Source organism: Silvimonas sp., assembly GCF_031291215.1.
Taxonomy (GTDB): Bacteria; Pseudomonadota; Gammaproteobacteria; order Burkholderiales; family Chitinibacteraceae; genus Silvimonas; species Silvimonas soli.
Map to the genome: position 1 here is coordinate 62,298 of NZ_JARLJK010000059.1, position 19,651 is coordinate 81,948.

16 protein-coding genes are annotated in these 19,651 nt (G+C 56.2%); 7 read left to right on the top strand and 9 right to left on the bottom strand.

The window, feature by feature from the left end; translation table 11 throughout:
• Nucleotides 1–475 precede the first annotated feature (475 nt).
• Together gltB and P4L78_RS04895 are read left to right on the top strand one after the other, a co-directional pair.
• Nucleotides 476–5,107, top strand: a complete 4,632-nt coding sequence (gene gltB / locus P4L78_RS04890) for a glutamate synthase large subunit (RefSeq protein WP_309327123.1) — start codon at nt 476–478, stop codon at nt 5,105–5,107.
• A complete protein-coding gene (locus P4L78_RS04895) occupies nt 5,108–6,574 on the top strand; it encodes a glutamate synthase subunit beta (RefSeq protein WP_309327124.1) in 1,467 nt (488 codons plus the stop codon). It abuts the gene before it with no gap.
• Between the two features lie 78 nt (nt 6,575–6,652).
• Here the strand turns inward: P4L78_RS04895 and P4L78_RS04900 are convergent, their stop codons facing one another.
• The 3 genes from P4L78_RS04900 to P4L78_RS04910 form a co-directional block, all read right to left on the bottom strand.
• Nucleotides 6,653–8,476: a hypothetical protein gene (locus tag P4L78_RS04900; protein ID WP_309327125.1), complete on the bottom strand. Its 1,824-nt coding sequence runs from the start codon at nt 8,474–8,476 to the stop codon at nt 6,653–6,655.
• 388 nt (nt 8,477–8,864) lie between these two features.
• Nucleotides 8,865–9,284, bottom strand: a complete 420-nt coding sequence (locus P4L78_RS04905; RefSeq protein ID WP_309327126.1) for a hypothetical protein — start codon at nt 9,282–9,284, stop codon at nt 8,865–8,867.
• A 190-nt stretch (nt 9,285–9,474) separates the two neighbouring features.
• Nucleotides 9,475–10,599 (bottom strand): ABC transporter substrate-binding protein, encoded by a 1,125-nt coding sequence (locus P4L78_RS04910; RefSeq protein ID WP_309327127.1) that lies wholly within the window; start codon nt 10,597–10,599, stop codon nt 9,475–9,477.
• Between the two features lie 116 nt (nt 10,600–10,715).
• Between P4L78_RS04910 and coaD the strand changes: the two genes are divergently transcribed.
• The 3 genes from coaD (at nt 10,716) to P4L78_RS04925 (ending at nt 13,017) form a co-directional block, all read left to right on the top strand.
• Entirely contained in the window at nt 10,716–11,216 is a 501-nt protein-coding gene (coaD, locus tag P4L78_RS04915) for a pantetheine-phosphate adenylyltransferase (protein WP_283148270.1), read from the top strand.
• Between the two features lie 144 nt (nt 11,217–11,360).
• The gene (locus P4L78_RS04920; protein ID WP_309327128.1) at nt 11,361–12,299 is read left to right on the top strand and encodes a class I SAM-dependent methyltransferase; all 939 of its coding nucleotides are present in this window, start codon (nt 11,361–11,363) and stop codon (nt 12,297–12,299) included.
• Nucleotides 12,300–12,399: 100 nt separating this feature from the next.
• A complete protein-coding gene (locus P4L78_RS04925; protein WP_283148272.1) occupies nt 12,400–13,017 on the top strand; it encodes a lytic transglycosylase domain-containing protein in 618 nt (205 codons plus the stop codon).
• Between the two features lie 75 nt (nt 13,018–13,092).
• Here P4L78_RS04925 and P4L78_RS04930 read toward each other — a convergent pair whose 3' ends face one another.
• The 5 genes from P4L78_RS04930 to P4L78_RS04950 form a co-directional block, all read right to left on the bottom strand.
• Nucleotides 13,093–13,854, bottom strand: a complete 762-nt coding sequence (locus P4L78_RS04930; protein ID WP_283148273.1) for a Crp/Fnr family transcriptional regulator — start codon at nt 13,852–13,854, stop codon at nt 13,093–13,095.
• Nucleotides 13,855–13,911: 57 nt separating this feature from the next.
• Nucleotides 13,912–14,682 (bottom strand): exodeoxyribonuclease III, encoded by a 771-nt coding sequence (gene xth, locus P4L78_RS04935; RefSeq protein WP_283148274.1) that lies wholly within the window; start codon nt 14,680–14,682, stop codon nt 13,912–13,914.
• A gap of 71 nt (nt 14,683–14,753) precedes the next feature.
• Nucleotides 14,754–15,236, bottom strand: a complete 483-nt coding sequence (locus tag P4L78_RS04940) for a glutaredoxin family protein (RefSeq protein ID WP_283148275.1) — start codon at nt 15,234–15,236, stop codon at nt 14,754–14,756.
• A gap of 53 nt (nt 15,237–15,289) precedes the next feature.
• Nucleotides 15,290–15,730: a hypothetical protein gene (locus P4L78_RS04945; protein WP_309327129.1), complete on the bottom strand. Its 441-nt coding sequence runs from the start codon at nt 15,728–15,730 to the stop codon at nt 15,290–15,292.
• Nucleotides 15,721–16,671 carry a Nudix family hydrolase gene (locus P4L78_RS04950; RefSeq protein ID WP_309327130.1) on the bottom strand — a complete coding sequence of 317 codons (951 nt, stop codon included), beginning with the start codon at nt 16,669–16,671 and terminating at the stop codon, nt 15,721–15,723. Before P4L78_RS04950 ends, P4L78_RS04945 begins: the two co-directional genes overlap by 10 nt.
• Nucleotides 16,672–16,781: 110 nt before the next feature.
• Here P4L78_RS04950 and P4L78_RS04955 point away from each other — a divergent pair, with 110 nt between their 5' ends.
• Nucleotides 16,782–17,234, top strand: coding sequence for a hypothetical protein (locus tag P4L78_RS04955; protein ID WP_309327131.1), 453 nt, complete (start codon nt 16,782–16,784; stop codon nt 17,232–17,234).
• 22 nt (nt 17,235–17,256) lie between these two features.
• Here P4L78_RS04955 and P4L78_RS04960 read toward each other — a convergent pair whose 3' ends face one another.
• On the bottom strand, nt 17,257–18,123 hold the full coding sequence (locus tag P4L78_RS04960; RefSeq protein WP_283148279.1) for an ATP-binding protein: 867 nt from the start codon (nt 18,121–18,123) through the stop codon (nt 17,257–17,259).
• Between the two features lie 523 nt (nt 18,124–18,646).
• On the opposite strand from P4L78_RS04960, the gene dapA reads away from it, so the two are divergent.
• Nucleotides 18,647–19,576: a 4-hydroxy-tetrahydrodipicolinate synthase gene (gene dapA / locus P4L78_RS04965; RefSeq protein ID WP_309327132.1), complete on the top strand. Its 930-nt coding sequence runs from the start codon at nt 18,647–18,649 to the stop codon at nt 19,574–19,576.
• The last annotated feature ends 75 nt before the right edge of the window (nt 19,577–19,651 follow it).

Here is a 19,651-nt window from a genome sequence, read left to right on the forward strand (position 1 = left end):
AAGCTGTGCATTGATACCTATCAAGCCTGTGCCTTGGCAGGTAAAAATCACAGTGGCATATGGTGTGTAGTTTGCTGATGCGTGGCTGACTCGCTGCATACATAAAACGATGTAGTCGAAGGCCGTGCACTAACAAAATCGCGTTTCCCGACAAACGTCAGGGTGTTTGCACTAATTTCTGTCATTTTTTAGAAAAAATGCCTCTGATCGGGGCGCAATTTCTGGCAATATAATTGCCATTTTGTGCAATGCGTTATACCAACGCGCAAGGCACCGTGCGCTGGCTACCCCGCCAGCCAAGTCGACGCTAGCTCCGTGCGATCCGGACCAGCCGCTCGACCCCTGTCATGATTCGAAAATTGGACCGAGGCTGACGCAATGTCGGCCTTTTTTGACCTGCGCGCCCGAGGTACTAGAGGTTCTAGTTAAACCAGGCTGCGCTTAGCCAGAAGGAAAGAGCGTGATGGATCACGTGATGCCCCAGCAACAGGGGATGTACGATCCCGCTAACGAACACGATGCCTGTGGTGTCGGTTTCGTCGCCCATATGAAGGGCCAGAAGAGCCATTCGATCGTCGAGCAAGGGTTGTTGATCCTGAAGAATCTGGATCACCGCGGTGCCGTAGGTGCCGATCCGTTGCAAGGTGACGGCGCTGGTATTCTGATTCAAATCCCCGATGCTTTGTATCGCGAAGAAATGGCGAAACAAGGCGTCACGCTGCCCGCCTTTGGCGAGTACGGCGTGGGCATGATTTTCCTGCCGCAAGAAGCCGCCTCGCGCGCTGCCTGTCAGGAAGAAATCGAGCGTGCTGTGCGCGTGGAAGGGCAAGTGCTGCTGGGCTGGCGCGATGTGCCGGTCAACCGCGACATGCCAATGTCCCCGACCGTGCGCGCCAAAGAGCCGGTGATTCGCCAGATTTTCGTCGGCCGCGGCCCGGACGTGCTGGTGACCGATGCGCTGGAGCGCAAGCTGTATATCATCCGCAAATCGGCCAGCCACGCGATTCGCCGCCTCAAGCTCACGCATGGCCACGAGTTCTATGTGCCGTCGTTCTCCGCCCGCACCGTAAACTACAAAGGTCTGCTGCTGGCTGACCAGGTGGGCGTGTATTACAACGATCTGGCCGATGCGCGCTGCGTATCCGCGCTGGCACTGGTGCACCAACGCTTCTCGACCAATACCTTCCCGACATGGGACTTGGCGCATCCGTTCCGCATGATTGCCCACAACGGTGAAATCAACACCGTGCGCGGCAACGTGAACTGGATTACCGCCCGTGAAAAAGCCATCAGCTCGCCGGTATTGGGCAAGAGCCTGGAAAAAGTCTGGCCGCTGATTTATCCTGGCCAGTCTGACTCAGCCTCGTTCGACAACGCGCTCGAACTGTTGGTGATGGGCGGTTATTCGCTGGCGCAAGCCGTGATGATGATGATTCCGGAAGCGTGGGAAAAACACACGCTGATGGACGAAAACCGTCGCGCCTTCTATGAATACCACGCCGCGATGATGGAACCATGGGATGGTCCTGCCGCCGTGGCGTTTACTGATGGTCGCCAGATTGGTGCCACGCTGGACCGTAACGGTCTGCGTCCGGCGCGTTATCTGGTCACCAACGATGACTTGGTGGTGATGGCTTCCGAATCTGGCGTACTGCCGATCGCCGATAGCCGCATCAACAAAAAATGGCGTCTGCAGCCAGGCAAGATGTTCCTGATCGATCTGGAACAAGGCCGCATCATCGACGACCAGGAAATCAAGAACACGCTGTCCAACTCCAAGCCGTACAAAGAGTGGATCGGCAAGATTCGTATCAAGCTGGACGAAGTTCAAAGCGCCACGGAAATCCCGAAGGCGCCCTGTTCGACTGTGCTCGATTGCCAACAAGCTTTTGGTTACACCCAGGAAGACATCAAGTTCATCCTGGAGCCGATGGCCAAGAACGGCGAAGAAGGCACTGGTTCGATGGGTAACGACTCGGCGCTGCCAGTATTGTCGAACAAGTCCAAGACGCTGTATTCCTACTTCAAGCAGCTGTTTGCGCAGGTGACCAACCCGCCAATCGACCCGATCCGTGAAGATCTGGTGATGTCGCTGGTGTCGTTTATTGGTCCAAAGCCCAACCTGCTGGACCCGGCTGACATCAACCCCCCAATCCGCCTGGAAGTGTCGCAACCGGTGCTGTCGGCCGACGATATCGAAAAAATTCGTTATATCGGCAAGTACACCGGCGGCAAATTCCGCTCGCACGAACTGAATATCTGTTACCCGGCTAGCTGGGGCGCGGCAGGTATTGAAGCTCGCATGGCGTCGTTGGTGGCTGAAGCCGAAGACGCCGTGAAGAGCGGTGCCAACATCCTGATCGTGTCGGATCGCAAGATGGATCGCAACAACGTGGCGATCCCGGCTCTGCTGGCCACGTCCGGTATTCACCTGCATCTGGTGAACGAAGGCCTGCGTACCAGCACCGGTCTGGTGGTGGAAACCGGTTCGGCACGCGAAACGCATCACTTTGCCCTGCTGGGCGGGTTCGGCGCTGAAGCCGTTCACCCGTACCTGGTTATGGCAACACTGGCCGATATGGCCGGTGGCGATGCTGAAACCGCAGCCAAGTATCAAAAGAACTTCATCAAGGCCGTGGGTAAGGGCTTGATGAAGGTGATGTCCAAGATGGGCATCTCGACTTACATGTCTTATACCGGCGCGCAGATTTTTGAAGCCGTGGGCCTGAAGAAGTCACTCGTTGCCAAGTACTTCACCGGCACGCCTTCGAACATTGAAGGTCTGGGCTTGTTTGAAGTGGCTGACGAAACCTTCAAACTGCACAACGCTGCGTTCTCGACCGATCCGGTACTGGCTGACGCGCTGGATGCGGGTGGTGAGTACGCCTTCCGTATCCGTGGTGAAGACCACATGTGGACGCCGGATTCGATCGCCAAGCTGCAGCACGCCACGCGTACCGGCAAGACTGAGACATACAAGGAATACGCCAAGCTGATCAACGATCAGACCAAGCGCCACCTGACTTTGCGCGGCCTGTTTGAACTGAAACCAGCCGGTGCCCCGGTGCCGCTGGAAGAAGTCGAATCGGCTAAAGACATCGTCAAACGCTTTGCTACTGGCGCAATGTCGCTGGGCTCGATCTCGACCGAAGCTCACACCACGCTGGCCATTGCAATGAACCGGATCGGCGGCAAGTCGAACACCGGCGAAGGCGGCGAAGATGCACGTCGTTTCATTCCGCTCAAGGCGGGTGAAACCTTGTCGGAAGTGATCGGCAAAGGCCGCATCGAGCGCGACTACACCTTCAAAGAGGGTGACAGCCTGCGTTCGGCGATCAAGCAAGTTGCGTCGGGTCGTTTTGGTGTCACCACCGAATACCTGGTCAACGCGGATCAAATCCAGATCAAGATGGCGCAGGGCGCCAAGCCGGGCGAGGGCGGTCAACTGCCAGGGCACAAGGTTTCCGAATACATCGGTTTCCTGCGTCACTCCGTACCGGGCGTGGGTCTGATTTCGCCACCGCCGCACCATGACATCTATTCGATTGAAGATCTGGCCCAGCTGATTCACGATCTGAAAAACGTGAATCGTCAGGCGTCGATCTCGGTCAAGCTGGTGTCGGAAGTCGGTATCGGGACCGTCGCTGCTGGTGTCACCAAGGCCAAGGCGGACCACATTGTGGTCGCGGGCCATGACGGCGGCACCGGCGCTTCGCCGCTGTCTTCGATCAAGCATGCCGGTACTTCATGGGAACTCGGCCTGGCTGAAACTCAGCAAACGCTGGTGCTCAATCAGTTGCGTGGCCGCGTGCGCGTGCAGGTTGACGGTCAAATGAAGACTGGTCGTGACGTGGTGATTGGTGCGCTGCTGGGCGCCGATGAATTCGGCTTTGCCACCGCGCCGCTGGTCGTCGAAGGTTGCATCATGATGCGCAAGTGTCACCTGAACACCTGCCCGGTCGGTGTGGCGACACAAGATCCGGTACTGCGTCAGCGCTTCTCTGGTCAGCCAGAGCACGTGGTGAACTACTTCTTTTTCGTTGCTGAAGAAGTACGTGAACTGATGGCACAACTGGGCGTACGCAAGTTTGACGAGCTGGTTGGCCGTGCCGACCTGCTGGACAAGCGCGCCGGTATCGAACACTGGAAGGCGCAAGGTCTGGACTTCGGTCGTGTGTTCCATCAGCCGGATGTTCCGGCAGAGGTGCCGCGCCTGCATGTCGATACTCAAGACCACGCGCTGGAAAAAGCTCTGGACAACCAACTGGTTGCCGCCGCCATGCCCGCGCTGGAAAAAGGCGAGAACGTTAATCTCACCTTCCCGATCAAGAACATCAACCGCACTGCGGGTGCGATGCTCTCCGGTGAAGTGGCCCGCCGTTACGGCAACAAGGGTCTGCCGGATGGCACCATCCATATCACGCTCAATGGCACGGCTGGTCAAAGCTTCGCGGCTTTCCTGGCTCGTGGCATTACGCTGAATCTGGTTGGCGAAGGTAACGACTACGTCGGTAAGGGTTTGTCCGGTGGCCGTATCGTGATCCGTCCGCATGCCGAGTTTGCTGGTCACACCGCAGAGAACATCATCTCCGGCAACACCGTGCTGTATGGCGCCACCGAAGGTGAAGCCTTCCTGGCTGGCGTGGGTGGCGAGCGCTTCTGTGTACGTAACTCCGGCGCGACTGCCGTGGTGGAAGGCGTGGGCGATCACGGTTGTGAATACATGACTGGCGGTACGGTTGCCGTGCTGGGTAAAACCGGCCGTAACTTTGCAGCAGGGATGTCGGGCGGCGTGGCCTATGTGTATGACGTGGATGGCGACTTTGCTGACCACTGCAACATGGCCCAAGTCGCGCTGGAAGCGGTTGTTCCGGCTGCCGAACAAGCTGCCGACGAACCGAAACACCGCGGCATGGCCGACGAAACCCAGCTCAAGGCGCTGATTGAACAGCATCTGGCGTTGACTGGTAGCTCGCGTGCCAAAGAACTGCTGGCAGATTGGCCAGCGGCACGTGCCCGCTTCGTCAAGGTGTTCCCGAACGAATACCGTCGTGCACTGAAGGATATGGCTGCAAGCAAGAGCACGCAGCACAAGGAGATCGCATAAATGGGCAAGTCTACGGGTTTCATGGAATTTGAGCGCGTATCAGAGTCTTACGCGCCCGTGGCCGAGCGTGTTACCAATTACCGCGAGTTCGTGCTGCGTTTGACTGATGATGCCGCCAAAGTGCAAGGCGTGCGCTGCATGGATTGCGGAATTCCGTTCTGCAATAACGGCTGCCCGGTGAACAACATCATTCCGGACTGGAATGACCTGGTTTATCGCGGCAACTGGCAAGAAGCGCTGACCGTACTGCATTCGACCAATAACTTCCCGGAGTTCACCGGTCGTATCTGCCCGGCACCATGCGAAGCGGCCTGTACCCTCGGCATTAACGCTGATCCGGTCGGCATCAAGTCGATCGAGCGTTATATCGTCGACAAGGGTTGGGAAAACGGCTGGATCGCGCCGCAGATCGCTCCGGTGAAAACCGGCAAGACCGTTGCGATTGTCGGTTCCGGCCCGGCCGGTATGGCCGCCGCGCAGCAACTGGCGCGAGCAGGCCACGCAGTGACTGTGTTCGAAAAGAGCAGTCGCGTGGGCGGTTTGCTGCGTTATGGCATCCCCGACTTCAAGCTGGAAAAATCCATCATTGATCGCCGCATGGTACAAATGGAAGCCGAAGGCGTGGCCTTCCGCACCAAGACTATCGTGGCTGTCGATGGCAAGTTGCCAGCCGGTATCGTGAACGATGCCGTCACCGTGGTGACACCAGACCAGCTCAAGGCAGAGTTCGACGCCGTGATCCTGGCCGGTGGTTCCGAAGTGCCGCGCGATCTGCCGGTACCAGGCCGTGAATTGACTGGTGTGCATTACGCGCTGGAATTCTTGATTCCACAAAACAAGTCGGTTGCTGGCGATGGCCCGAACCCGATTTCCGCCGAAGGCAAGCATGTGGTGGTGATTGGTGGTGGCGATACCGGTTCCGATTGCGTGGGTACCTCCAACCGTCACGGTGCAGTCGCCGTAACGCAACTGGAAGTGATGCCAATGCCGCCGGAACAAGAAAACAAGTCGGTGACTTGGCCGTACTGGCCGCTCAAGCTGCGCACTTCGTCCAGTCACGAAGAAGGCGTAGACCGCGACTTCGCCGTGATGACCAAAGAATTCATCGGCGAAAACGGCAAGCTGACCGCGATCAAGTGCGTACGTCTGGAATGGCAAGGCGGCAAGCCAGTTGAAGTTGCTGGCAGCGAGTTTGAAATCAAGGCCGATCTGGTCTTCCTGGCCATGGGCTTTACCAATCCGGTTGCCAGCATTCTGGAAGGCTTCGGCGTGGAACGTGACGCTCGCGGCAATGCCAATGCCACTACCGATGGTGAAGGTTGTTACGCCACCAACGTAGCCAAGGTCTTCGCTGCCGGTGACGTACGCCGTGGTCAATCGCTGGTGGTCTGGGCCATCCGCGAAGGCCGCCAGGCTGCGCGGGAAGTCGATGCTTTCCTGATGGGCTCATCGTTGCTGCCGCGCTGATTTATCAAGCGTAAGCGTAATAAGAAAAACGGCATCTGGCGATGCCGTTTTTTTATTTCCAGGATTTTCAGAAAAAAATCAGTTTGTGGGGCTGAGCCACTGCGCACTGGTCATTGCAATCCGGCCGGCACCCACCTTGCTGTTGGGGCCACTGAGCAGATCCTTCAACTGACTGACTTCATGCATGTGCGCGGTATAGGCCGGAGTACCGTTGTGCCACACAAACGGGATTTCCGGTGCCTGAAGTGGCCCAAGTGTCGAGCCAGCGCCATGACTATTACCTTCCCAAGTCGCCCAGACATTGCCGAGCGTGTCTGTATACGTTGACTGTTGGGATGCGAATGGCATTTGTGAAGCCAGCAAGTCATGCCTGACGTCGAATGCCCGGATCGCGCCGGTATAGGCTGGATTGGATGGGTCTGACTGGTTGTTGCGCAAGGGGGTTAGCACCCCAAGATACGCACTCTTTGCAATTTCCATGGAGCCACCCTCAGTGGAAATGGAACCGTTGGAGATGATTTCGAAGTGGTACTTCTGGGTGCCGCCCTTGCCATCAAGGTCTTTGGATAACTGCGGGTCCAGGCTGACGATGTTGTCCCGCCATTGCTTTGTCAACAGGTTATCCGAACTGTCCGCATACAAATTGTAGATATGAACATCGCCGCTGCGCAGTCGGGGCATGCGATCCTGGAGGTTTTTGAAGTAGTCGTGATGGAGCGTAACGGTGTAAACGCTGGACTCTTTCAGGTCCAGCGCACCAACCAGCGAGTTCTTCTTCTGGGGCGTAGCGACGCGGATGATGTCAGCTTCACTGAAGCCTGCCTTGCGCAGGTAGTCGTACATCGGATTATTGGCGCGATCAGCTTCGATGGCATCGAACTCGTGCCGCATGAACGCCGGGTCTTCCAGCACGATCTCGCTCCACGAAATGGTCACCCCCGTAGTGCCTCCGGTTGCACTTGAAGCACCCTTGATGTCGGTGATGCCATCATAGGCTTTGGTAAACGTGCAATGGTCGATCCACACGCCGTTCACTACACCGCCACCGTCGCCAGTGGTGATGAAGTCCCAGTCGTTCTTGTCGTAGTTGCCTTTGGTTCCCTCATCCCATTCCCACATCTCGGCGAACTTCAGATTGCGCAGGATGATGTTGCTGCCGTTCTTGATATTGAACTCGGCGTGACGGATGGTCGCGCCATTCTTCGAAAAGATCGTCAGACCGCTGAATGACTGAATGTTGATCAGGGAAGTACCAGCCGCCCGCATGGTCGTAAGCGTTGTTGCCGGCAGGGTGGATGGATTGTTCGAACTCATGTTGCCAGTCTGATTTGCGGTACCGATCTCGTTCCAGCCAAGGTTCAGGTCAGCCGTGATTTCGATAACTTTGCAGGGGGTCTTTGCCGTTGTCTTGATGTTGTTGATAGCCGCAGTGAACTGGTTAGCATTCCCTACTTTGCAGTAATTGGCGCTGGTTTCGGCAATCACCCCGCCGCCGGTGACATTTGCGGTTTGCGCGTAACCTTCCAGGTTGAACAGCGCCAGACTGCTGGATGCCACTGGATTGGCCATTGCTACCGAGCTTTGAGTGAATTCGTTGGGAGAGGGTGTCGGGTTGGACGTCGGGGTTGGTGTAGGTGTTGGTGTAGGTGTTGGCTGAGATGTTGGCTGAGATGTTGGTGTGGGAGTCGGTGCGGAGTCTGGATTGATGGTTGGAGTCGGAGTGGGTTGAGATTCAGGGTTTGGAGTTGGGCTGGGGGCTTCAGTCGGGATTGGCGTTGGAGTTACCAAGCCATCTTCGTAACTGTTGCCACCACCGCAGGCGCTGAGTGCAAGGGCTAATGCTGCCGATAATAAGGCGAAGCGCCTGGTGTGGCTTTCTGGATATTGTTTTGCGGTTGACATTTAATCTTCCTCCTGTTTGACCTTTGATATATCAGACTGGCTGATCTGGTCATGCTACAAGCGGCGGAAGGAGGCTACTTTCTGATCCTGTTGTTCAATGATGTAAGTCAATTGTCAACTTGTATAATTTTCATCTGACATATTTGTAATGAATAAAAAGGCACCTGCTCGAAAATAAATAGCCATCTCTCCATCAGCTAGCCGTGTTTTGGCAAAGCGCAGTGCGCCCGATATTAACGGTATGAAGGGATATTGAGCTGGAGAAGTACTCTGAGTTCGGGTGGGGGATGGCAGATTCCGGCCCGAACTATTGAACGACGGTGTGTTGTGTATTTCAAAATTGAAAGCCCCCGGCTTGCGAGGGCTTTGTATTTGGCTTTGCTCTAACTTAAAACACAATATGCGTGTCCCCGCCACCGCGGCTTGCGACCTGGACGGTGCGGCTTTGCACCTTGTCATCCAGCGTGGCGTTGATCTTGTATTTGCCTGCGGGGAGTTTGGCGTAGAGGTAAGGGCCGGTGGTGGTCGTATCCAGCACTATCTGGCCCTTGGCGCCGGTCACCTGAACTTTGACGCCGGACTCAAACTCGCCACCTTTGCCGGTAAACAGTACATGCAGGTTGTAATCACTGCGGGACGATTTGAGTTGGGTCATTTCTTCATCGCCAACACCGCCACTGATATAGCTACCACCGTTTTCAGTTTGCTGGGGCTGCAAAGGCTGGGCCATATCGTCGGCCATGACTTGGTGAGCCAGCAGGGCTAGTGGAAGGGCACAGGTTGCAATCGCACTTTTGATTGAAATCATCGTGTTTTCTCCTTGTCACGTTTGATGTCACGGTTGGGATAAGTGGCGTGTCGCCATATCTGGTTCGACGAAATGATCTGTGGAAGGTTTCAATGAAATTGCCGCATTCGAATGTAGGCTATGGCTGACAAAGATAAAAAAAACCGGCAAGGTGGCCGGTTTTTTCTTCAAAGACATACATTATCAAACGTTAACGAGTGAGCGTGCCGGTAGGCGAGATCATCGTCAGTTCAACAAAGTTTGAGCCCAGACGTTTCTTGTCGCTGAAGTCGACGATGAAGCCGCCCAGGTCGAACCGCTTCATGTTGTTGAGAGCGGCATAGACGCTGGCACGAGTCGGTGTTTTACCAGCGCGTTTGATGGCTTCAGTCACCAGGCGGGCCGAGATATAGCCTTCCAGCAAGGCGTAGCTTGGATAATCGCCGGTCTTCAGAAACGGTTCGGCGTCTTTCTGGAAGTCTCGCACCAGCTTCAGTTGAGCGTTGGTAGGTGCCGGAAAGACTTGCGACAAGCCAATGCCATGCGCGTTGCCGATACCTACCAGCTTGGTCACTTCGTCATATTGAATGGGCGACAAGCCGTACAGTTGCGAAGTGCCACCCAGCGCCTTGTATTGCTTGGCAAAGGTGCCGGCAGGTTTGGAAATCGCGACCATGATGATGGCTTCCGGGTTGACCTTGGCCAGTTCTTGCGCGGCTGCGTTAGTGTCTCCGCTGTTTTTGTCGTACCAGCCTTCGCCGGCCAACGTCAGTTTGCGCTTGGCCAACTCTTCCTTCACCGCGGCATAGCCGGCTTCACCGAAGCCATCTTTTTGCGCCAGCACGGCAATGCGCGTTACGCCCAGATGGTCGTTCAACAAGGACACGATCTTTTCGACTTCCTGGGTGTAGCCAGCACGCGTCTGGAAGAAATATGCGCTGGCGCCAGTGCGTACGCTGTCAGCGCCGGTATAGGCGCCCACCAGCGATATCCCGGAGGTATCCAGAATCTTTGATTTGATCAGTTCCTGCAGCGGGGTGGTGCCGTAGTAACCAATCAGAGCGACGGCGTTTTCTTTATCGATCAGATCGCGGGTATTGGCCAGCGTGCGCGCCGCATCGTAGCCGTCATCACGCGTGATCAGATTGATATGCTCACCGTTGATGCCACCTTGGGCATTCACACGGCCAAAGTAGATTGAGGCACCCAAAGCCAATGCCTTGCCAGTATCGCCAGCCAGACCAGAGGTGGGAACCGATTCGCCGATATTGATATCGGCATATGCGAGGGTTGCTACAGAGAAGGCAAGTGCAAGCAGAGTTCGAACCACGGTCATTCCCCCAACTTCTTATGTGAATTTATAGTTAATACATACCCAGGATTTATTGAAGTCATCTTTGTTTAACATTCGAGGATGTTATAGTGGCGGCTCGCGTCTGGAAAGGAAATGACATGCGGCGTGGCGTTTATGCCGGTAGCTTCGATCCGGTGACCAATGGCCATTTATGGATGATCGAACACGGTGTGCGTTTATTCGACGAAATGATCGTAGCGATCGGTGAGAATCCCGATAAACGCTACACGTTCAGTGTCGAAGAACGCCTGGCGATGTTGCGTGAATCAACCCAGCATTTGCCCAATTTGCGGGTAGAGCGGTTTGAGAACCGCTTCTTGGTTGATTACGCGCGTGACCTGAATGCGGATTACATCATTCGCGGGATTCGTGAGGCGGCCGATTACGAGTTCGAGCGCAAAATGCGCTATGTGAATGCGGATCTGGCGCCCCATATCGACACCATCTTTTTGATGCCACCGCGCGAGATTGCGGAGGTCAGCTCTACCATGGTTAAAGGCTTGGTCGGGCCGGAAGGGTGGGAGGGCGTTGTTGGGCAATATGTGCCGGAGCCCGTATTCAAGCGACTGCTGGCGTTGTCTAGCCGTAACCCGATCTGACCGGCAACTGGCTATCTGACCAGTTGCCCTGTGTAACCTGTTCTGGCGAGTGCGACGGCAAAACTGCCGTACCTCGCCTATTGTTTTTTGCATTGATCGCCACGCGTTGCGTCTGAGCTGCGCGGGCATACCGGATACGAATTCATGCCTGATATCGCCAGTTACAGTAACCGGCTCGCCAAGAACTTCAAACGCCTGAGCAAATGGGCGCGCAAGGAAGACATCAGTTGTTTTCGCTTGTACGACCGCGACGTGCCTGAGTTTCCGGTGATTGTGGATTGGTACGACGGCCATGTGCAGTTGCAGGAATACGATACCGGCTGGGTAATGACCGAAGAGGCGCACGAAGAGTGGCTGTCGGATATCTGGTACGCCACTGCCGATGCCCTGGGGATCGATGAAGACCTGGTCGCTATCAAAACCCGCGCCCGCCAGCGTGGCGTGAGTCAGTATGAGAAGAATGAAGTCGAAAGCGAACAGTTCGTGGTCGAAGAGCACGGGCTCAAGTTCCTGGTGAACCTGGATGCTTATCTGGATACCGGCTTGTTCCTGGATCACCGCAACACCCGCCAGCGCGTGCGCCAGGAAGCAGCGGGCAAACGCGTGCTGAACCTGTTCTGTTACACCGGCGCGTTTTCGGTGTACGCGGCGGCGGGTGGTGCCAAAGCGACGACCTCGGTTGATCTGTCCAACACATATCTGGACTGGACCGCGCGCAATATGGCGCTCAATGGTTTCGACAACCCGGCCCATCGCCGCGTGCGCACCGACGTCTTGCAGTACCTGGAAGAAACGCTGGATGGTGGCTGGTTGTTTGACTTGATCATTCTGGACCCGCCGTCGTTCTCCAACTCCAAGAAGATGCAAGGCGTGCTGGACGTGCAGCGTGACCACCGCTGGATGGTGGAAAGCTGTCTGGATTTGTTACATCCGGGCGGAGTGTTGTATTTTTCCAATAACTTGCGCACCTTCAAAATGGACGAAGCGTTGATTCCTTTATGTGAGGACATCACCGAGCAATCCATCCCGGAAGACTTCCGCAACAAGCGTATCCACCAGTGTTACCGCTTCCAGAAGCCATAACACTGCTGGCTTGAGCGGGTAAGCGTGACGCATTGCCAGCTATAAGGCATTGACCAGCTTGCCCGGCGGGCTTACATTCGCGCCATTGTGCTGTCTTGATGTGTTTCCAGTGAAAAAAGCCTTATTTATCTGTTTGTTAGCCTGTTCCTGTTTCGCCTTCGCGGGTGCCCAGAAAGAAGAGGCGTTGTCCACGTCCGTACAGTCGGCCATGGCCCGTTCGGTGGGCGATGGCATTCAGCCGCGGCTGGTATTTGATAACAAGGCCGAAGGTGATGCCTGGCTGGCCGAAATGTCGCAGCGCCTCACCAAAAAGATCCCCGATGAATTCATGCGCCGCAAGCTGCTGGTGGCCGTGCAATACGAAGCCACCCGCGCCGGGCTCGACCCGCAAATGGTGCTCGGTCTGATCAATGTCGAAAGCGGCTTTAATCGCTACGCGATCTCCAGCGTGGGTGCACGCGGCTTGATGCAGGTGATGCCGTTCTGGGTGCGCCAGATTGGTACCACTGACCAGAACCTGCTGGATATCAACACCAACCTGCGTTACGGCTGCACCATCCTGCGTTATTACCTGGATGTGGAGAACGGCGACTTGTTCCGTGCGCTGGGCCGCTACAACGGCAGCCTGGGCAAGCCCGATTATCCCAATCTGGTTTATGGCTCATGGAAGGCGCTGTTTTCGTGGCACGATATCGGCGGCAATATCGCCCAGCGTTAACCGCGCCAGTTGTCCGCAGCGCGAGCAACAAAAAACCCGGTCATTGGCCGGGTTTTTTGTTGCTACGAAGGAGGCTCAGTGCGGCAATTCATCCGGCTTGAGCAGGCGTAGATAGCCACCTGACAGATCGACCAGGCCGTCATCCACCCACACATTCAACTGCTTGTTGACTGATTCACGGCTGGCACCGACCAGATTGGCAATTTCCTGCTGGGTCAGTTTCAGATCGATCAACACACCGCGATCGGTTTGATCGCCATGCTGCTCGCCCAACTGGCGCAACATCTTGCCCAGGCGTTGCGGCAAATTCAGGAACAACGTGTCCTGCAACAGGTCATCGGCCGAACGCAGGCGCTGGCACAACGCGGCGATCAACTGGCGCATTACTTTTGGATGGGTTTCCAGAAATGCCATCACCGATTCGCGCCGCAAGACCAGCAGCTCACAGGGTTCCAGTGTCTCAACGCCAGCCGAACGCATGCCACCATCGAGCATCGCGAGTTCACCGAAGACTTCCCCGGCTTCAAGCAGGCTTAACGTGGCTTCGCGGCCGTCTTCAGTGCTGCGCACAACCTTGAGCCGACCATGCAGCACGGCATACATTTCATCACCGGGCGTACCCTGGGAGATGACACTTTGCTTGGCCCGCACGGTGCGTAATTCGGCATGCTGGGCCAGACCTTCCAGTTCATCCGGGGTCAGCTCGCAAAACAGGCTGCTACCGGACAGGAGTTTTGCTTTATCCATATGAATACAGGCGAGTTTTGTTTGAACGCGCTCATTCTGCACCAACGCCGGGTTGCTGTCGCTGGTCGTGAACGATCTTGACGATGTCATTAATACGCAGCGGCCAGCACCAGCGCGTTATAACTGCTAGCCAGACGCGAGAGGGACTTAGTCGGCCAGCGTTACGATCACGGGCGTATGGTCTGACGGCCGTTCGTGGCGGCGCGGCTCTTTGTCGATGCTGCAGGCAATGATGCGGTCTTTGAGCGCGGCGGACACCAGCAAGTGGTCAATCCGCAGGCCAGCGTTACGCTTGAAGCCATACATGCGGTAATCCCACCAGCTGAAGGATTTTTCGGCCTGATCAAACAAGCGGAATGAGTCTGTCAGCCCCAATGCCACCAACTGGCGAAATGCCGAGCGCTCTGGCCCGGACACCAGTACCTGGCCTTCCCACTTGGCAGGATCATGCACGTCGCGATCTTCCGGGGCGATATTGTAATCGCCACCCAGAATCAGTTGCGGATGGCTCACCAGTTCAGCTTGTAACCAATCCGTAAACGCCTTGAGCCAGTTCAGCTTGTAGCCATATTTATCTGAGTCCAGGCTCTGACCATTCGGGATGTACGCACAAACAAAGCGGATGCCGTTGACGGTGGCGGCGATTACGCGTTTTTGTTCATCGCCAAAACCAGGAATGTTGACGACGACTTCTTCCAGCGGGGCGCGCGCAATAATGGCGACACCGTTGTAGGTTTTTTGCCCGGCGAACACCACGTGAAATCCAGCGGCTTCAATCTCCGCCTGCGGGAAGGCATGGTCTTCCAGCTTGGTTTCCTGCAATCCCAGCGCGGTGATTTGTGGATTGGCTGCCAGCCATTCCAGTACCTGCGGCAGGCGGATTTTCAGGCTGTTGACATTCCAGGTGGCAAATTGCATCGGGGCATCCATAAGACAACGCGCCGGCCATGGCCGACGCGGTGAGTGTTCAGGTCACGCTTTACGTGTGTTCAGGGCTTTTCAGGCGGTACTTCAGCGGAATAACCGGCTTTGGTCAAGACGGCCTGCCATAAAGTCAGATCCCAGCCTTTATATATGTCTTTGCCGACCGCCAGCACAGGCAAGGGGCTGGTGGTTTCCCCAGTTAATTTATAGAACGCCAACACCTCTTGCTGCGAACCGGTGATTGAATGCAGTTCGTACGGCACCTTGTTGGTGTTGAGCAGATCGCGCGCAGCCGTGCACGGCGGGCAGTTTTCAATCACATACAGTTTGATGCCCGAAGCCGCTGCAGCGGCGGCACTGGCATTACTGCGGCCATCCATTACGTTTGGCTTGATGGTACGCGTTTGTGCCTGGACATGATTGGGCGGGGTGTCGCTGAAAAACAAATTGCCGTGGTCATCGCGCCATTGATAGACCGAGGCAGCAAGCACCTGCGTGGCAACGAGGGCGACCGTGAGCAATAAAAGAAAGCGGGACCGGGTTTTCATATCCACAATTATGCCGTAACAGCCTTACAACAGTAATGCGCAATGGGTCACACTCAGCGGGACTGAGTGGTCAAGATGACGTTGTTACCATCCAGATTCAGGGTAAGTTGCCAGTCATGCCGCGCCTGGGTACAGAATGGCAATGCAGTCTGGGTTTGCCATTGATTGCTCCCCGTCGCGGCAAAATGAAAGCGGTTCGGCCCCATCTCCATCCCCACCATTTGCCAGCTTGCGCTTGCCTGTTTGAGCGGTTCGCCTTGCAAAATCAATGTGAAGGGATGTGCCGGGTTGATCGGGCGATCGCTTTTTACCGCGAATGATTTCCCGTTCAATACAAACTGGCAGCCCTGGGTCAGATCGGCGCAGGCGGCTTCAACCTGCGCCACCGGCGCACTGCTTCCAGGATGAATCCAGCCCAGACTCCAGACCAGGAAAAACACGCCAACGGCAATGGCTGCGCTAGCGCTGGCGATGCTGCGCAAATTCACAGCCATGCCCCAGACAACCATGCGATACCGTGAGCGCCGTTTTGCTGGGCGATGCTGACATCGCTCGCTTGCAAACCACCGATGGCGTAGAGCGGAAACGGCCAGCCCTGGGCGGCGAGTTCTGCAAAGCCCGTCCAACCCATCGGAGCTTGATCGGGATGACTGGTCGTGGCCTGCACGTGTCCAGCCATGGCGAAATCGACCCCGATGCGCTGCGCCTGCGCCAGCTCTGCCGGGTTGTGCGCCGAAGCGCCTACCCAATCCAGCCCACGTGGCCGCTGACTGAACTGGGCCGCAATGCGGGCCGGTAAATGGACACCGTCTGCGCGTAGATCGCGAGCTAGCTCGGCGTGGGTATGCAGCAGTACTTTGGCGTCATGGCGGCGAGCAAGGGCAATGACCTGTTGCGCCAGATCGCCATAGGCGTTGGCCGATAACTGCGGTTCGCGCAGTATCAGCCATTGCATACCGTTTTCCAGCGCACTTTGCCAGCGGGCAAGCCATGGCTCGACGCCCAGCCCAGCCGCGTTTGACAGTGCCAGTGTGGCGGGCAATTGCAGGCCGCGCATGATTGGGCCATTGGCGGGCAGGATCGGCGACACGCACAGAGTCCGGTTGGCTTGCCACGCAAACGATTGACCTTCGCGGGCTTGCAATTCACCTTCCCAGCCGGTGACCCGGAAGAAGTGCAGCCGCACGGTAGCGTGAGGATAGGTAAAACTCTGAGTCAGCCAGGGTGTCGCCTTAGTGACCGTTATGCCCATTTCTTCATGCAATTCGCGCTTGAGCGCGTCCAGAGCGGTTTCGCCAGCCTCCAGCTTGCCGCCGGGAAACTCCCAGAAGCCCGCAAACGGTTTGCCCTCTGGTCTGCTGCCGAGCAGGAAACGACCGTCAGGCTGAATCAGAATGCCCACGGCGACATCAACGATACGTTCATTGCCGCTCATGTCATCGCTCCATGGCTCATGTGAATGTATGCAATCGTGTTTAAAACTACTAAGATCATCTTGGCTTTTAACTTTTGTAAGTAATGATTTTCTTAACCCGGTTGCCCATCGTGTCACAGCAAATTACTGAAATCCAGCCTGTTACTGTCGAACAAAGCTGGCGGCTGCTTGCTGCGCTCGCCCGTTCACCCTGGACCGTTTGCAGCATTGTGGCCGCATCGCCGGTACGGGTGGAAAATGGCCAGGCGTGGGGTTTGCTGGTGCAGGTCCTGATCGTGCAGGAGGATGGCTGGTATCTGGTGCGCGACGCCTTGCCCAATAGCTTGCAGGAACTGGTCGAAGGATTGCGGGGTAGTGGTCGGCCAGCATTTTTTGCCGCTGGCAAAGTGCGACCATTAAGCGCTGACTCAATGGAAGATGCTGCCCGGCATCTGATCGGCGTGCCGCCAAAAGTCATGTCTGAAGGTACCCTGCAACAGTTCTACAACCTGTTTACGCCTTGCCTTGGCGAAACGGTGCGCTTTGTCGAGCCCATGCCGCAACCAGCGGCATTAAGCCGATAAGCGCTCCCCGTTGGCCGGTGGCTCAGTGGCTGCCAGCCCAGTCCCGCGCGAATTGCCAGGCGATACGGCCACTGCGAGCCCCGCGCCCCAAGGCCCAGTTCAAAGCTTCACGCTCCACTTCGTCGTTCCATTCCGGTTGCCCAAAGTGACTCAGCCAGTGGCGCACGGCGTTCAGATATTCCGGCTGGCTGAAACCGTAGAACGACAGCCACAGACCAAAGCGCTCGGATAACGCGATCTTCTCTTCAATGGCTTCGGCAAAGTGGATTTCATCGCCCACGTGTTTGGTTTGTTCGTTTTCGCTGAAATATTCCGGCACCAGATGGCGGCGGTTGGATGTCGCATAAATAAGCACATTGGCGCTGGGCGCGGCAATGGAGCCGTCCAGTGCAGTCTTGAGTGCCTGATAACCGTAATCGCCTTCTTCAAACGAAAGATCATCACAAAACACCAGATAGTTTTCGGCACGATCGGCCACTAGCGCCACGATATCGGGCAGATCGGTCAAATGCGCTTTATCGACTTCAATCAAACGCAGACCGGATGGTTGAAACTCGTTCCAGGCTGCTTTGACTAGCGACGACTTGCCGCAGCCACGCGAGCCGGTCAGCAATACGTTGTTAGCCAGCTTTCCCGCAACAAACTGGCGGGTATTTTCAACCAGCCGATGCTTTTGCGGTTCGATGTTCTGCAAATCATCCAGGCCAATTTTGTGGACGTGTTTGATCGCCTGCAGGTAGCGATGACCATTATTGACGCGCCAACGATAAGCGCTGGCAGACCAATCAGTTACGGGCGGCGCCGGTGGCAGCGCAGATTCCAGACGCGAGATCAGGCTTTGCAGTTGCGCGGTGAGTTTCTCGAAATGGGGGTCCAGTGGATGCGCCATGTTGGATGCTCGTAACGGAAGAAATGAAGAAAATGGACTCAAGCGTACACTTTCAGGCGAGCAGGCTCGACCCCATCGCGATGATTTAATCTCGATAAATCATCTATCTATATGTTTTATCATGATAATTTTGCTCGTTAGTAGATGGCCGGGACTGGTTCTGACCGCTTTGCCTGGCGCGCATGCGTTGCCCGATTCCGGTTATCCCACTCATAGCAGGCTTTACACGGCACCTTCGGCGCAGCTACAGTTGCTGCTGTCACCGACCCAATACCGATCACCATCGTGAACCAGACCCTGCCCGTTTCCGCTGCTGTGTGTTCCCTTTATGGGGCTGCTGGCGTGCGCGTGTCTGCCGGTAAAAAATCGAAAAAACAGATGCTCCGCTGACGGGCTCTGTGTCCCGTTTGCGCGAGCGCCAACGGGACTGCCAGATCACCTTGCCTTAGACGACCTTTGCAGAATCCCCGGCGCCACCGCAATGGGCTGCTGACAACGCAAATTTCGTTTATCCAGAGAGGCAATGATGACTGTCCCCAGTACCACAAACCCTGTTTCACCCTCAACGACCACCACGCCTGTCACTGCCTTTAGCGGCATCTGGGTGCCTTTGGTTACGCCATTTCATCACGGCAAGCTTGATCTGCCTGCTATGCAAAAACTGACGCTGGATTTGCTGGCACGCGGCGTGGATGGTCTGGTGGTCTGTGGTACAACCGGCGAAGCGGCCACCCAAACCGAGGCCGAGCAATTTGAACAACTGGCAGTGGTCAAAGCGGCGGCCGGAAAAACACCGGTGCTGATGGGCATCAGTGGCAGCAATACCGCCGAAATGACTGGCTTGGTTGAGCGAGCGGAACGGCATGGTGCTGACGGTTTGTTGATTAGCGCGCCAGCCTACGTGCGACCGTCCCAGGCCGGGATTCGCCTGCATTTTGAAATGCTGGTTGCGGCTACCAGGTTGCCCATCGTGCTCTACAACATTCCGTATCGCACCGGCGTCAATATTGAAATCGACACAGTCAAAGCGCTGTCCGCCAATCCCCAGTTTGTGGCGATCAAGGAAAGTGGTGGCGGCAATCTGGCGCAACTGACTGCCTTGATCGAACAAACGCCGCTAAAAGTATTGAGTGGCGAGGATCATCTGATCTTCATCACGGCCTGTCTGGGTGGGCATGGTGGTATTTCGGCCGCGGCACATATCCGCCCCGATCTTTATCGCAAAATGCTGGCGCACGTCGGCGCTGGCGAATTGCCGCAAGCGCGGGCGATTGCGCAGGCGCTGGCACCGCTGATCAAGCTGCTGTTCAGCGAGCCCAATCCCGCCCCGGTCAAAGCAGCGCTGGCAATGCTGGGGTTGATCCGCAATGAATTGCGTTTGCCCATGACGCCGGCTTCCAGCGCATTACGGCAGCAACTAGAGCAGATACTGCCGAGGGTGATGGCGTTGTAGTTGGCCACAAAAACAACGGCCCTGATTTGCCATATGGGCAAGTCAGGGCCGTTGATAAACATACTGCTATCTATC

Coding starts and splice junctions, on each gene's coding strand:
- coaD (WP_283148270.1), top strand. CDS start 10,716: ATGCGGCGTGGCGTTTATGCCGGTAGCTTCGATCCGGTGACCAATGGC.
- gltB (WP_309327123.1), top strand. CDS start 476: ATGCCCCAGCAACAGGGGATGTACGATCCCGCTAACGAACACGATGCC.
- xth (WP_283148274.1), bottom strand. CDS start 14,682: ATGCAATTTGCCACCTGGAATGTCAACAGCCTGAAAATCCGCCTGCCG.
- P4L78_RS04950 (WP_309327130.1), bottom strand. CDS start 16,671: ATGAGCGGCAATGAACGTATCGTTGATGTCGCCGTGGGCATTCTGATT.
- P4L78_RS04900 (WP_309327125.1), bottom strand. CDS start 8,476: ATGTCAACCGCAAAACAATATCCAGAAAGCCACACCAGGCGCTTCGCC.
- P4L78_RS04920 (WP_309327128.1), top strand. CDS start 11,361: ATGCCTGATATCGCCAGTTACAGTAACCGGCTCGCCAAGAACTTCAAA.
- P4L78_RS04905 (WP_309327126.1), bottom strand. CDS start 9,284: ATGATTTCAATCAAAAGTGCGATTGCAACCTGTGCCCTTCCACTAGCC.
- P4L78_RS04895 (WP_309327124.1), top strand. CDS start 5,108: ATGGGCAAGTCTACGGGTTTCATGGAATTTGAGCGCGTATCAGAGTCT.
- P4L78_RS04960 (WP_283148279.1), bottom strand. CDS start 18,123: ATGGCGCATCCACTGGACCCCCATTTCGAGAAACTCACCGCGCAACTG.
- dapA (WP_309327132.1), top strand. CDS start 18,647: ATGATGACTGTCCCCAGTACCACAAACCCTGTTTCACCCTCAACGACC.
- P4L78_RS04945 (WP_309327129.1), bottom strand. CDS start 15,730: ATGGCTGTGAATTTGCGCAGCATCGCCAGCGCTAGCGCAGCCATTGCC.
- P4L78_RS04940 (WP_283148275.1), bottom strand. CDS start 15,236: ATGAAAACCCGGTCCCGCTTTCTTTTATTGCTCACGGTCGCCCTCGTT.
- P4L78_RS04910 (WP_309327127.1), bottom strand. CDS start 10,599: ATGACCGTGGTTCGAACTCTGCTTGCACTTGCCTTCTCTGTAGCAACC.
- P4L78_RS04930 (WP_283148273.1), bottom strand. CDS start 13,854: ATGACATCGTCAAGATCGTTCACGACCAGCGACAGCAACCCGGCGTTG.